At 63.8% G+C, this 13,135-nt stretch carries 8 protein-coding genes and 1 tRNA gene; 6 read left to right on the forward strand and 3 right to left on the reverse strand.

The window, feature by feature from the left end; translation table 11 throughout:
* Positions 1-90 precede the first annotated feature (90 nt).
* Positions 91-1,290 (reverse strand): MFS transporter, encoded by a 1,200-nt coding sequence (locus tag TX78_RS04545; protein ID WP_044494062.1) that lies wholly within the window; start codon positions 1,288-1,290, stop codon positions 91-93.
* A 111-nt stretch (positions 1,291-1,401) separates the two neighbouring features.
* On the reverse strand, positions 1,402-3,018 hold the full coding sequence (locus TX78_RS13930) for a phosphotransferase (RefSeq protein ID WP_187118356.1): 1,617 nt from the start codon (positions 3,016-3,018) through the stop codon (positions 1,402-1,404).
* 139 nt (positions 3,019-3,157) lie between these two features.
* On the opposite strand from TX78_RS13930, the gene TX78_RS04555 reads away from it, so the two are divergent.
* The gene (locus tag TX78_RS04555) at positions 3,158-5,311 is read left to right on the forward strand and encodes an ATP-dependent DNA helicase UvrD2 (protein WP_044494064.1); all 2,154 of its coding nucleotides are present in this window, start codon (positions 3,158-3,160) and stop codon (positions 5,309-5,311) included.
* A 41-nt stretch (positions 5,312-5,352) separates the two neighbouring features.
* Here the strand turns inward: TX78_RS04555 and TX78_RS04560 are convergent, their stop codons facing one another.
* Positions 5,353-5,895 (reverse strand): M48 metallopeptidase family protein, encoded by a 543-nt coding sequence (locus TX78_RS04560; RefSeq protein WP_233722159.1) that lies wholly within the window; start codon positions 5,893-5,895, stop codon positions 5,353-5,355.
* Between the two features lie 167 nt (positions 5,896-6,062).
* Between TX78_RS04560 and TX78_RS04565 the strand changes: the two genes are divergently transcribed.
* From TX78_RS04565 to TX78_RS04585, 5 genes are all read left to right on the forward strand, one after another.
* Positions 6,063-6,920: a hypothetical protein gene (locus tag TX78_RS04565; protein WP_044494066.1), complete on the forward strand. Its 858-nt coding sequence runs from the start codon at positions 6,063-6,065 to the stop codon at positions 6,918-6,920.
* 127 nt (positions 6,921-7,047) lie between these two features.
* Entirely contained in the window at positions 7,048-8,598 is a 1,551-nt protein-coding gene (locus TX78_RS04570) for a zinc-dependent metalloprotease (protein ID WP_049897451.1), read from the forward strand.
* Positions 8,595-9,656, forward strand: a complete 1,062-nt coding sequence (locus tag TX78_RS04575; protein WP_044494068.1) for a YlbL family protein — start codon at positions 8,595-8,597, stop codon at positions 9,654-9,656. Before TX78_RS04570 ends, TX78_RS04575 begins: the two co-directional genes overlap by 4 nt.
* A gap of 95 nt (positions 9,657-9,751) precedes the next feature.
* The gene (locus tag TX78_RS04580; RefSeq protein WP_081652565.1) at positions 9,752-12,826 is read left to right on the forward strand and encodes a UPF0182 family membrane protein; all 3,075 of its coding nucleotides are present in this window, start codon (positions 9,752-9,754) and stop codon (positions 12,824-12,826) included.
* 167 nt (positions 12,827-12,993) lie between these two features.
* Positions 12,994-13,067, forward strand: a tRNA-Met gene (locus TX78_RS04585).
* Positions 13,068-13,135: the final 68 nt, after the last annotated feature.

Here is a 13,135-nt window from a genome sequence, read left to right on the forward strand (position 1 = left end):
GTTGAAACCTGAGACCTTCTCAGCGGCGGACTCGTGGCACAACACCACCCTGGGGGCAGATCATTCCCGAGATCGAGCAGAACTTCAGAGTCAGATCTTGGCGCCGGTCCGACGGGTCAGCCAGATGGCATAGACGCAGATCACAGCGCCCAGGAGGGCCGCCGCAGCGCCCACATATGTGGGGGCACGCAGACCCCAGCCGGCGTCGATCACTATCCCACCCATAATCGCCCCCAGCGCATTGGCGGCATTGAACGCAGAATGGTGGAAGCTGGCCGCCAGCTGTGGTGCATCAGGAGCAGTATCAATCAGATGCATCTGCATCGAGGGGCCCAGCGTACTGGCTGCAATGCCCACTAAGAACAGGAAAATGAGCATCGGGATGGGCAAGTGGGCGGTCGTGGCGAAGCAGAACATCAACACCGCCACCGAGACCATAGCTGCCAGGACGGTCCACAGCACGGACTTGTCCGTGAAGTAGCCGCCCACGAAATTACCGATGACACCGCCGAAGCCGAAGAGGAAGACCACCCAGGGCAGGCGCTCATCCGGGAAGCCGGTGACCTCCACCGAGACGTGCGAGATATAGGCATAGAGGGCGAACATGCCGGAGAACCCGATGACGCCCATCACGATGCCGACCCAGAGCCGCTGGTTCTTCAGCCCTGCGATCTCAGCGCGAACAGTCGCCCCCGCCGGGGGCTGCTGCCGCGGGGCGTAGGTCGCCACCGCAACCATCGTGATGATGGCCAGCAGGGCCACGATCATATACATCCAGCGCCAGCCGAACTGCTGACCGATCCAGGTCACCAGAGGGACGCCGGCCACATTGGCGATGCTGATTCCGCCCAGGACCACAGAGATCGCTCGGGCACGCTTGGCAGGTCCGGCCATCTGTGCGGCCATGAGCGCAGCGGTGGCGAAATAGGCGCCGTGCGGTAGTCCGGAAAGGAACCGTCCCAGCAGCATCAGCTCGTAATTGGGGGCAAAGAAACTGAAAATATGAGCCCCGATGAACAGCGCCAGCAAGATCAGCGCATACTGTTTGCGTTCCCGCTTGGCGCCCATCAAGGAAAGCACTGGAGCGCCGACCACCACACCAATGGCATACATGGCCACCAAGGTGCCGCCCTCGCCGATGGAGATCCCCAGGTCTGCCACCGCTTCGCGCTGCAGGCCCATAATGGCGAACTCAGTCACACCGACGGCGAAACCACCTATGGACAGTGCCACAATCGCTAAAGCGATCTGCTTGCGGGACATCTGCCTAGTAGGCGACTTCTCGATCATGGCACACGAAACCCTTCGGTCAGGGCGAACATTCCCGCCCCAGAGATGGTCTGAAGAAAAACTGCAGCACCGCGCAGGCAGGCGTCGTCGCCTGGAACACCGCGGGGTGGTTTAGGCGCCGGGAGGCTTCAGGCCGGGGTGGCGCTCATAGATAGAGGACGACGCCGCCTCGTCTGTGCCACTGGGTTCAGCGGCGGCCTCAGCAGGGCTGTGAGCCGACACGGCCGAGGCGCTGCTTGAGGCGGAGCTGGCTGACACTGCTGAACCCGCAGAGCCAGCTGATAGGGCAGAGCCAGCTGAACGGGCAGAACCGGCGGAGCGGGCTGAGGCAGCAGACCCGGCAGAGGCCGCCGAGGAAGCAGACACCGGGAAGTAATTCTTCTGCTTGGCGCGCTTCTCCGAGGCCGCGTCAGGCTGGATAGGCAATGAGCCAGTCGTGGGAGCCGAACCGATCGTCGGCAGCGTGCCGGTGATCTCCTCATCCTCCCAGTCATCCTCCACATATGCGGGGATCTGATCAGTGGGCGGATCCTCATCGAAGGCAACTGCGGGGGCCGGATTGGGTGATACAGCTGGCCGCGGGCGCAGCGGCGGAACCTTGCCGGTGGGCTCCTCATCGGCGCTGAATGCTGCGTCGTCGGTGTCCTGAGCCGAGGCGTCAGTGATGACCACAGGCTCACCGTCATCCTCAGGTTCGCCCCAGCTGGCCACGGTGGCAGCCGCCCCGGCGCGGGTGACGGGCTTGGAATGCTGTACCTCGGCGGGCTGCCGGACCTCTTCACCCTCAGGCGGGGTCAAGGAGATCTCCCGGCCGCCGTAGGTCTCGATGTCAGTGGCCAGCTGAGTCAGCAGCCCCTGAGCTTCCTGGACCATCTGCTCGTTGTTTTCGCTCTCGCCGCGAACCAGCCACTGGGCCAGCGAGAACTCCGCTGACAGTGCCGCTCGGCGCAGAATATGCTCATCGGACTCATTGCGGCGGTGCGCCTGATAGCCGGCCACGACTGCGTCGGCGAAGTTCTGATCCGGGGAGGCGATCAGCCAGGCCAGATCATCGGCCGGGTCGCCTACATGCAGGTCGGTCCAGCCGGTCACCGCCACCACACGGTGGCCTTCGACCAGCAGGTTGTCCTCGTGCAGATCGCCATGGACCACCACGGGGGTGAAGCTCCACAGATCCTTCTCCTCCATGGCGTGCTCCCAACGCCGCAAGAGAAGCGCTGGAATCTTGCCGGTAGAGGCAGCGGCGTCCAGCTCATTGAGCCTGCGCTGCCGGATCCGTTCGGCGGTGTAGCGCGGTAAGTCCGCGTGATCCACCACGGTCTCGGTGAGGTCATGGATGGCCGCAACAGTGCGCCCTAGGTCATCGATGAGCTCGGCGGACTGTTCCGTCAGCTCTGTCATAGGCAGCGAGGCGCCAGGCAGGTGGTTGTACACGAAGACGCGCATCTCCTCCACCCGGGTGGCACCGGCTACCGAGGGCACCCGGAAGGGCAGCTCCGCGCGGATGCCGGTGGAGAAACCACGCAGCACCTGCACCTCGGTCTCCAGCCGCATCGCGGCCTGGGCATGCTGAGGTGCGCGCACGCGCCAGCGGTTGCCCTCGGCGTCGACCACGACGGCAGAGGTGAAGTCGCGGGCATCATCTGCCGCATCAGCTACACCGGTCGGCGAAAGCCCGGGCACAGCACGTGTGGCCAGAGCCGCCAGTTCCATCGAAGTCCATCGCACGCCTCACAGCCTAGATTCCCGTACTGGCCACGCGCTGGTGAAACGCGGGGAGGAGTGGAACTTAACGGGCTGATGAGGGGCGAATATGCCCTGTGGAGAACTGAAAGAGGACTACGACGCCGGGCGTTACCGTAGAGACATGACCGAGAGCCTCACTCCCATCCCGCTGACCGCCGCCCCGGCCGAGGCGGTGCTGGACGGACTTGACGCTGAACAACGTCAGGCTGCGGCAACGCTGACCGGTCCGCTGTGCATTCTGGCCGGCGCAGGTACCGGTAAGACTCGTGCCATCACTCACCGCATTGCCTACGGGGTGCGCACTGGAACCTATGACCCCCACCGGGTGTTGGCGGTGACCTTCACTGCACGTGCTGCAGCCGAGATGCGTTCCAGGCTCACCGGACTGGGCGCACCCGGTGTGCAGGCGCGCACCTTTCACGCTGCAGCACTGCGGCAGCTGCAGTATTTCTGGCCGCTGACCGTGGGCGGGACACTGCCTCAGCTGGTGGATCACAAGGTCAAAATTCTGGGCGAGGCCGCCCGCCGGCTGCGCCTGACCACAGACCGCGCCTCGCTGCGGGACTTCGCCTCCGAGATCGAATGGGCTAAAGTCTCCACCCTGACTCCTGAGGGTTATCTCGCCCGGGCAGCGGGCAGACCCGAACCAGCCGGGGTACAGCACCAGGCCTTCGCCAAGCTGTACCAGGCCTATGAGGACCTCAAGCAGGACCGTCACCTGATGGATTTCGAGGATGTGCTGCTGTTCACGGTGGCAATGCTGGAATCCGATGAGCGGGTAGCCGCCCAAGTCCGTCAGCAGTACCGGCACTTTGTGGTCGATGAGTACCAGGACGTCTCACCCTTGCAGCAGCGGCTGCTGGATCTGTGGCTGGGTGGCCGCGAGGAGCTCTGCGTAGTGGGCGACGCTGCCCAGACCATCTACTCCTTCACCGGAGCAACCCCCGACTACCTGCTGAACTTCCGGCGCCGCTTCCCGCAGGCGGAGGTGGTCAAATTGGTCCGCGACTACCGCTCCACCCCGCAGGTGGTGAAGCTGGCAAATGTGCTCCTGGCTGATCGCAAACCCGGCGGAAGCGCCCCGTGGGCGGAACCGCTGCAGCTGATCTCCCAGCGCCAGGCCGGTCCCACCCCGCAGATCACCCAGCATGCCGACGACGACGCCGAGGCCGCCTGGATCGCGGCACAGATCACCGACCTGTGCGATGCGGGCATGCCGCTATCTGAGATGGCGGTTCTCTACCGCACGAACGGTCAGTCCCAGGCCTTCGAGCAGGCGCTTGCCTCGGCGGGGATCTCCTACCAGCTGCGCGGCTCCGAACGGTTCTTCTCCCGCCGTGAAGTTCGGGAGGCCATGGCGGCACTGCGGACCTCATCCCTGGTCAATGAACAGGAACCGGTCCCGGATTCGGTGCGGGCGGTGCTCTCCTCCCTGGGCTGGTCCCGTGATGCCCCCACCAGCACCGGGGCTGTCCGCGAGCGCTGGGAGTCCCTCGCCGCGCTGGTGGCCCTGGCAGATCAGCTGGCCGCCGAGCGTGAGAACTTCAGTCTGCGGGATTTCCTCGCCGAACTTGATGAGCGCTCTGCCGCCCAGCACGCCCCCACAGTAGAAGGCGTGACCCTGGCTTCGCTGCATTCGGCGAAGGGACTGGAGTGGGATGCGGTGTTTCTCGCCGGACTGTGCGAAGGGCTGATGCCCATCACTTTCGCTAAAGAACAGCAGGAGATCGATGAGGAGCGCCGACTGTTCTACGTGGGCATCACCCGTGCGCGGACCCATCTGTTACTCTCCTCGGCTGCAGCCCGGCATTCAGGGGGCCGGGGTAAGCGCACGCCGTCGCGCTTCCTGATTCCGCTGCGCAAGGAGCTGGGCTTGGAACCGGCTGCCCGGCAGATCGCGCCGTCATCCGGGCGGACCAATCCGAATAACTCCAAGCGCAAACGTGCGGTGAGCTGCCTTGGCTGCGGCGAAGTGCTGGTCAAAGGTGCGGAAGTGGGACGGCGGCGCTGCGCCAACTGTCCGCCGCGCTACGAGGAGGCAGTCTTTGAGCAGTTGCGGCAGTGGCGGCTGGACTATGCGAAGGAACTCGAGGTCCCGGCTTTCATGGTCTTCAGCGATGCCACCCTCGAAGTCATCGCGGAGAAGCTGCCGAGCACTGATGAGGAGCTGCTGGAGATTCCCGGCATCGGGGAAAAGAAGCTGCAGGTCCACGGTCAGCGACTCAAGGACGCCCTGAGCGAGCTGGGTGAGAGCTCATCAGTCTCCAGCCGATAGAGGCTGACCTCGCGCTGTTGGCCGGACAAAACTGGTTCGGGCTAACTCTGCGCCTGACCGTCAGCCCAGCTGACCCCGGCCAGGAACGCATCAGCTTCTTGGGTGCGCGGATAGCGGGCCACCAGATTCTTGAACCGAGCGTTATGACTGGGCTCAATCAGGTGGGCCAGCTCGTGCACCAACACCGCGTCGACCACCCAGCCCGGCATATGGCGCAGCCGTGCCGACAGCCTGATCTCTCCGGTTGTGGAGGTAGTGGAGCCCCAGCGTCGCTGCTGTCGAGCTGACCAGGTCACCGAGGCGGGCTTGGGAGCCCCCTCAAGATAGCGAACTGACAGTTCAGCAGCCCGCTGTTCAAGGGCCTCGTCGCTGCGCCCGGAGGAAGAGGCACGAGCAGCTAAGCGCTTCTGGAATGCACGGGCGTGCTTCTCCACCTCACGCTGTGAGAGCCGCATCGGGACTCGCAGCCGCAGCTTTCCTGCTACCTGCTCTGCCGTCACCGTCCGGGTGCGCCGGGCAGAACGAATCACCAGCACTTCGGCGCCGTCGATCATGATGCGCTGCTCATCAGTTCCTGCTCTCACACCATCAGCCTAGGGCCTCTCCGACCAACACCGCAGGCCAGTCGGGAGCCTGTGGATAACCTCTGCAGGATTGGTCGCGAGAGAGAAGAATGACTGCCACCGGCAATGCACCAAGAATCTGGCGTCTGGGAACGTCGGAGCCAGGACTGTGAGCGAGGTAGACCGTCATGACAGCACCCACCAATGCTGCACCAGGGCCCCGGGCTGAGGACGTTCACCGGGCACGACGGCGGCTGAGCACAGTCTTGGTGGAAGGGCTGGAGCCATTGGGGTTGGCGGTGGCAGAGCAGCTCACCACTTTGGGTCTGGGAACATTGCTGCTGCGAGATGAGACCCCGGTCGGCAGCTCCGATGTCCCGGCAGAACCGATCGGCCCGGGCCGCCGTCGTCACGCAGCACGGTACAGAGAGACAGATCAGGGCAGGCCACGGCTGAACGCGGCGCTGCGTATGCTCGCACCGGCCCGTCCCGACGCTGATACCACCCTGGTCCTTGACGCTCCGGAGGGCGCCCCAGTCCTGGGTGCTGACCTGTGCGTCCTCACCGGGACGCGTGCCAGCTCTGCTGAGTACTTGAGTAGCACCGTCAATGATGGCCTGCCGGTGCTGCCGGTGAGTGTCAGTGCCGGATGGCTGCGCATCGGGCCGCTGCTGGGCAACACCCTGGAATGGACCGTCCACCCGGCAGCAGCACCAGATGATGAACAGGTTGCCGCAAAGGGCTGCTGCCCGGAGTGTCTGCAGCACCACGGAGTGGTGGTCGCGCACCGGGAATCCGCGTCTGCAGCAGTGAGTGCGCAGCTCATCGCCCTGACAGCATCTGCGGTGGCCCACCAGGTGCAGATTCTGATTGACGGCGCATGCGCTCCCGCGGTGGAATCCGGTGTGCTGCTGACTGATGCGTACTCGGGCACCAGTCAGCTGATGAATCTCAGCGCCCACCCAGAGTGTTCCTGTCTGCTGACACGCCGGACCCCCGCGGAGTCTCCGGGTCGCCGTCGTGCCTGGAAGTCTTCGAGTCCCTGAGCATCACTGGGCAAACGGTTCTTCTCCCAGCGGCGAACGGGGGCGTACTGACCAGACAGCACCCAGTTCGCGGCGCTAGTCTGAAACTTCGACATCCGTGCATCATCACAAGCGCAGGAGCCCAGATATGAGCCACAATTCCGGTGACACCGGCGGCGAGGACCGCGGACAGGGACCAGACGAAGAATTCCTCCGGAAGCTCTTCGGCGAGGCCTTCGGGGAGAAATCTGACCAGGACAAGGAAGAGGATCCGAAACCGGATAGCGGTCCCTCCATCGGGTTCACCGGTACGCCCGGTTCAGGCTCCAGCTCGGACAAGGCGGATCAGGGCGGATTCCCCGGCATCCCGGGATTCGACCCCTCGCAGCTGCCTTTCGCCGCTGATCCGGCGATGATGCAGCAGATTATGGGCCAGGTCCAGGCGATGTTCTCGGCCATGCAGAACCAGGAGGACGGCGAGACCGTCAACTGGGACATTGTCGAGAGCGCAGCCCTGGCGGTCATCAGCGAAGATGACCCCGCAGTGAGCCCGGCCGAGGCCAAGCAGATCGACGATGCCCTGCGGCTCGCTGAAATGTGGCTCAACGAGGCCACCAGTTTTGAGGCGCTGGGACAGATCGGACAGGGACTGACCCGCCGCCAATGGATCCAGCAGACCTTCGAATCCTGGAAGGTGCTCACTGAGCCGGTGGCGGAGGCCGTGGGGCGGGCGCTGGGTTCAGTGGTGCGCCAGCAGCTCAACGATGACGGCGCAGGCCTGCCCGAAGAGCTGAAGTCCATGCTGCCTCCGGGAGCCGCTGAGCAGGTGGCCGGGACCATGGAGCGCATGGGTGGTGTCGCCTTCGGCGCTCAGGTCGGTCAGGCCATCGGTGAGCTGGCCCGAGAAGTACATTCTGGCTCCGATATTGGCCTGCCCATGGCCGGACAGAGCATGGGGCTGCTCCCGGCGAATATCCGCGACTTCGGCTCCGGCCTGCAGGTCGAGCACGAGGAGATTCTGCTCTATCTGGCACTGCGGGAAGCTGCCCGAATCAGGCTGTTCGCCCGCGCTCCATGGCTTGAGGATGATCTGTTCAACGCCGTGGCGCAGTATGCCGCCGGAATCCACATCAATATGGAGCGCATTGAGGAAGCCGCCCAGTCCATGGACCCCAGCGATCCAGCCGCCATGGAAGCAGTCTTTGGCGATGGGCTCTTCCGTCAGGACCGCACCCCCATGCAGGAGGCTGCGCTGCGCAGGATCGAGACCACCCTGGCGCTGGTAGAGGGCTGGGTGGACGACGTCGTGGCCCAGGCAGGCGCTCATCTTCCTTCTATTGAGAAGCTGCGCGAAACCACGAACCGTCGTCGGGCCACCGGCGGCCCTGCCGAGGACGCCTTCGCTGCCTTGGTGGGACTTGAGCTGCGGCCACGCAGGCTGCGCGACGCCGCAGCCCTGTGGGCTCATCTGCGCGAGACCGCAGGCATCGAAGGCCGGGACGATGTCTGGGCTCACCCCGATGTTCAGCCCGAAGAGCAGGACCTCGACGATCCGTCAGGTTTCTTCAGTCGCCGTGAGGAGCGCGAAGCGCAGTCGGCTTCCATGGATGAAGAGCTGCGCAAACTGCTCGACGGTGATTACGAAAGCGGCACGGACACTGACGGGCCCCAGGACGGACCCGGCGGGGAGAGCCGATGACTCTGCGGCGCACTGTTGGCGCCGTTTCAGGTGCCGGCGCACTCATCCTGGGCATGCTGGCGCTGACTCTGCCCAGTCCCTACCTTTTGGAATCTCCCGGCCCCATCTTCAACACCATCGGTGAAGACAATGGCTCGCCGGTGACCACAGTCCACGGCGCCCAGACATATGAGACGGAGGGTTCTCTGGCGCTGACCACCGTGTTTGTCAGCGGGGCCCCCACCTCTACGGTGCGGGTTCCCGATGCAGTACGCGGCTGGTTCGACCCTGGCATCGACATCACCCCGCATGAGCTGGTCTACCCCTCCGGCACTACGGCTGAAGAGGTTCGACAGCACAACACGCAGGCGATGGCCTCCTCCCAGGAGCTGGCCCTTGCCGCGGCCCTGGACCATTTGGAGATGGACTTCGAGGTCGAGCTCTCAGTGATGGATTTCACCGAACAGGCCGTGGAAGCTGGCACCCCGGAGATACTGACCCCTGGCGACCAAGTGATCGCAGCCGCTGGTGAGCGTGTCACCGGTCTGGAAGGTCTGCGCTCTGCGGTCAACGCCGCCGCGGGAGAGTCGATAGAATTAACTGTGGTCCGTGACGGAGAACACGTTGAGGTCGAGGTGCCCACCTATCAGGAGGCCGACGGCGAGTACTACGTCGGGATTCTGCTGGCCAGCGAGTTCGAGTTCCCGGTGGAGGCCGATATTCGACTTGAGGGCGTGGGCGGTCCCTCTGCGGGCCTGATGTTCACCTTGGGGCTGATTGATTCGATGACAGAGGACTCGCTGACCGGAGGTGAGAACTGGGCCGGAACCGGCACAGTTGATCCGGATGGAACAGTGGGCCCTATCGGAGGAATCGCTCAGAAGGTGATTGGCGCGCGCGACGGCGGAGCTGAACAGTTCTTGGCTCCGCGGGACAACTGTGATGAGCTTGAGGGCAGGCTTCCTGAGGGGCTCGCGGTCTACGGCGTGGAGAACGTCGATCAGGCCGTGGAGATCGTGGAAGCCGTGCGCGATGGCAACGATGACGTACTGGCCGAGCTTGAAAGCTGCGGCCGGTAGACGGTTCGCGAAGCGGACATCGCGTGAAGCGGACAACAGCACCATACATAGACGTTTGAGGCACTAGGCACTTTGAGGAAAGCAGAGGACATACGTTGACTCAGGGATTCGGCGGGACGAACCCCTTCTCCGGAGGCATCTTCGGCCAAGGAGGATCCGGCTCTGGGCCGGGTAACGGCTCAGGCGGCTCCGGCCGCGAGTCGGAATCAAGCAGCTCAGGGCCACGGCGGCCCTCAGCGCTGCTGATCACCATTGTCATCCTGGCGGTATTAGCGGGGCTTTTTGTGGCCTTCGCTGGTTTCTACGCTGAGATTCTGTGGTTCAACCAGCTCGGCTTTACCGAGGTGTTCTGGACTGAGCGCCTGACCAGAGCGGCGGTCTTCGCCGCAGCTTTCCTGGTGATGGGACTGCTGGTGTGGGTCAGCCTATTTCTGGCATTCCGCACTCGCCCGCAGAGCATTAACGACCAGCTCAACGAGTCCGTGGCACGGTATCAGCGTTCGCTGACCTCGATGCGTCGGCTGCTGATTTTTGGCCTGCCGGTGCTGATGGGACTCTTCGCCGGCACTGCGGCCCAGGCCAACTGGGACGGTGTGCTGCTGTTCTTCAACCAGGAGCCCTTCGGCCGGACTGACCCGCAATTCGGCCTGGACTTTGCCTTCTATGTCTTTACCCTGCCGTTCTTGAACTTCGTGATCGGCTTCCTGATTTCAGCGGTGCTGGTCTCGGGTATCGCCGGTCTGCTGTGCCACTACCTGTTTGGCTCCATCCGGATCGAGTCCAGCGGCTCATTCGTGGTGGAGAAGGCCGCCCGGTGGCACGTCGCCGTTGCCGGTGCCGTCTTCCTGCTGCTGCAGGGCGGAAACTGGTGGCTCAACCGCTACGCCACACTTCAGGACCAGAGCGGCAACTGGGCCGGTGCCATGTACACCGACGTTAACGCGGTCATCCCCGCCCAGACCATTCTCGCCGTGGCTGCGGTGCTGGTCGCCGTCGTCTTCCTCGTTACTGCCATCACCGCTCGTTGGCGGTTCTCCATTATCGGTGCGGCGATGCTGGTGGTCACCGCGATCATCGGCGGCGGCATCTACCCGTTTCTGGTGCAGGAATACCAGGTCCGGCCCTCTGAGCGGACTCTGGAAACGCCCTTCATTGAGCGCAACATGGAGCTCACTCGCTACGCCTATGGCCTTGAGGGAATTGAGCAGCAGGACTACTCCGCTGCCATGGTGCCTGAAGAGGGCGCGCTGGCCAATGACGCAGCCAATACTGAGAACATCCGTCTGCTGGACCCCAATCTGGTGTCTGCCGCTTTTGGCCAATTCCAGCAGTTCCGTCAGTACTACTCCTTCCCTGACACGCTGAGCTTTGACCGCTATGAGATTGAGGGCGAGCGCCATGACACCGTTATCGCCGCCCGCGAGGTCAATGTCCCCCAGGATGCCTCCTGGGTGAACCAGCACCTGATCTACACTCACGGCTACGGTCTGGTGGCAGCTAATGCCAACACCGTCACCCAGGAAGGGCGCCCGGACTTCACCCTGCAGGGTATCCCCACCCACGGTGCGCTGGCCAGCGATCAGGACTACGAGCCGCGCATCTACTTCGGCGAGAACTCCCCGCTGTACTCGATCGTGGGCGCCCCGGAGGGCGCAGCGCCGATGGAGCTGGACCGTCCCGCGGCGCAGGACTCCCAGGAGGAGACCCAGTACACCTTCACCGGCGACGGCGGACCCTCGGTGGGCAATCTGTTTAACCGGTTGGTCTACGCGCTGCGCTTCCAGTCCCCGGAGATCTTCCTCTCCGGTGATATCAACGAGGAATCGCAGATCCTCTACGACCGTCAGCCCCGTGAGCGTGTGCAGAAGGTCGCCCCGTTCTTGGAGATCGACCAGAACGCCTACCCGGCGATCATCGATGGTCGCGTGAAGTGGATCCTTGAGGGCTACACCACCTCCAACAGCTTCCCGTACTCCGCTCAGCAGCAGCTGGAATCAGCTACTACTGATGCCCTGACTCAGGGTGCACCTGCGCTGACTGGTCAGGTCAACTACATCCGCAACTCGGTGAAAGCCACTGTGGATGCTTATGACGGTTCCGTGGAGCTCTACGCCTGGGATGATGAGGACCCGATCCTCAAGTCGTGGGAGAACGTGTTCCCGAACTCGCTGCAGTCCTATTCGGAGATGAGTGCGGAACTGCTGGAGCATGTGCGTTATCCCGAGGATATGTTCCGCGTCCAGCGTGAACTGCTCTCGCGGTACCACGTGACGGACCCCGGCACCTTCTACGAAGGCAATGACGCGTGGAGTGTCCCGGATGATCCGACCCGTGACAGCGATGAGCCCCAGCCGCCGTATTACATGACCCTGCAGATGCCGGGGCAGGATGATTCCAGCTTCTCGCTGACGTCTACTTATATCCCTGCAGTGGCCGCAGGGGGTCAGCAGCGCAACGTGCTCTACGGCTTCCTTGCCGCTTCCGGTGATGCCGGTACCGGTGAGGACGGCGTCAAGCACGAGGACTACGGGCAGCTGCGGCTGCTGGAGCTTCCGCGTGACACCGCCATCCCAGGGCCGGGGCAGACCCAGGCAAACTTCGACTCGAACAACCTGGTCTCCCAGCAGCTGAACCTGCTGCGCCAGGGTGCCTCCGAGGTCATCAACGGCAATATGATCACCCTGCCGGCCGGTGAGGGCATCCTGTATGTCCAGCCCGTCTACGTGCAGTCCACCGCCACTGACGCTGCCTACCCGGCACTGCGTCACGTGCTGGTGGCCTTCGGCGAGGAAGTCGGCTTCGGCGACACCCTCGATGAGGCGCTCGACGATGCCTTCGGCGGTGATTCCGGTGCACGTGTGGCAGAAGGTGCCGGCGTGGATGCTGATGCCGTGGAGGAAGAGATCGACGGCGGGGGTGAGGGCGCCACTGAAGAGGAGCCCACCACCCCGGCTGATGAGGAAGCCACCACTGAAGGTGACGAGGACGACTCAACGGAGCCCACACCGGGTGCTGGCAGCGGCGACGTGGCCGAGGTGCGGGAGCAGATCCTCGACGCTTGGCAGGACTCCCAGGAGGCCTTTGAGGCCGGTGACTGGGCATCCTACGGTGAGGCACAGGATCGCTTGGCCCAGGCCATTGCGGATCTTGAGGCACTCGAGAGCGAGTAGTCGCGCTAGATAAGCGCTGAAGCAGTGGGCCCCGGCGGGATAATCCTGCCGGGGCCTGCTGCTTTTCTGCCGTCTATAGACCTGCGGCGGGCACCCGGTGCTGGGTCGATTTTGTATCCCGTTCACCTGCATGTAAGATAAACAAGTTCCCAAAACGGGAAGCCCAACGCGCGGTGGAGCAGTTCGGTAGCTCGCCGGGCTCATAACCCGGAGGTCCCAGGTTCAAATCCTGGCCGCGCAACAAGCGAGAAGCCCCTGGCCCAATGGCCGGGGGCTTTCTGTTTGTCTGCTGCAGCAGGCGCTGGCTGC

The organism is Nesterenkonia massiliensis, assembly GCF_000455245.1.
Lineage (GTDB): Bacteria > Actinomycetota > Actinomycetes > Actinomycetales > Micrococcaceae > Nesterenkonia > Nesterenkonia rhizosphaerae.

Excerpts from the sequence above, each read along its gene's own strand:
- TX78_RS04545 (WP_044494062.1), bottom strand. The coding sequence starts at position 1,290 with ATGATCGAGAAGTCGCCTACTAGGCAGATGTCCCGCAAGCAGATCGCT.
- TX78_RS04555 (WP_044494064.1), top strand. The coding sequence starts at position 3,158 with ATGACCGAGAGCCTCACTCCCATCCCGCTGACCGCCGCCCCGGCCGAG.
- TX78_RS04565 (WP_044494066.1), top strand. The coding sequence starts at position 6,063 with ATGACAGCACCCACCAATGCTGCACCAGGGCCCCGGGCTGAGGACGTT.
- TX78_RS04570 (WP_049897451.1), top strand. The coding sequence starts at position 7,048 with ATGAGCCACAATTCCGGTGACACCGGCGGCGAGGACCGCGGACAGGGA.
- TX78_RS04575 (WP_044494068.1), top strand. The coding sequence starts at position 8,595 with ATGACTCTGCGGCGCACTGTTGGCGCCGTTTCAGGTGCCGGCGCACTC.